The sequence below is a fragment of the Flavobacterium sp. P1_E4 genome (genome assembly GCF_056405915.1).
In genome coordinates, this window is the sequence record NZ_JBFUBE010000076.1 from 1 (window position 1) to 906 (window position 906).

Sequence of the window (906 nt, forward strand, 5' to 3'; positions counted from 1 at the left end):
CTAAAATTCAAAACATCCTGCAAAAGATAGAACGCTTGCAACAAAACAAACTTCGCTATGATTTGCTGGAAGAAAAACTAAAAGCAAGTGGCGAACCGCAAATAAGCACTACCGATAGTGATGCCAGAGCCTTATTAGTGCAAGGACAAGTGGTTGAAATTTCGTTTAATTTGCAGGCGGCTGTGGATGCCAAACATAACCTTGTGGTAGCCACGCACACTATCAACAAGAACGACCGCAGTGCCTTATCGGCAATTGCCATCGAAGCCAAGGAGAATCTAGGCATTGAAACATATACCGCATTGGTGGACAAAGGCTACCATAATGGCAAGCAAATAGAAATCTGCAGACAAGCCAACATCACTACAATTGTTGCGCAGCCTGAACAAGGAAAAAATAAAGAAAACATCCATCCCGATTATTTGGTAACCAAGTTTGAGTACGACAAAACCACCGATACCTATACCTGTCCGCAGGGAGAAACGCTTAAAACCACCGGCACCTGGTACAAGAAAACCTCGGACAAAGACAGTTATGAGTTCAAGAGATACCGAACTCCAAAATGCAGAGAATGCCCTGTCAAAGGTTTATGCACGAGCAGAACAGCAGGCAGAAACATAGATCGCAGTCAATATGCAGATGCCGTAGAAGAAAACAACAAGCGCTACCAAGCAAATGCACAACTCTACCGAAAGCGGCAGGAAATCAACGAACACATCTTCGGGACTATTAAACGGCAATGGGGTTACAACCACACCAATTTAACGGGATTGGAAAAAGTAAACGGAGAACACAGCCTGATTATGCTGGTCTATAACATCAAACGCAGTATCAATATACTCGGCGTTCCCGATCTGATTGCTAAACTTCAAAAATGGAACTCACCCTACAAGGCAAAAGTCTTGT

Annotated in this window: 1 protein-coding gene; it reads left to right on the forward strand. The window is 43.5% G+C overall.

Features of this window, described 5'->3' with window-relative positions; translation table 11 throughout:
- A partial coding sequence (locus AC1DY0_RS19055; protein ID WP_477190153.1) for a transposase occupies window positions 1-906 on the forward strand: 906 nt, incomplete at both ends.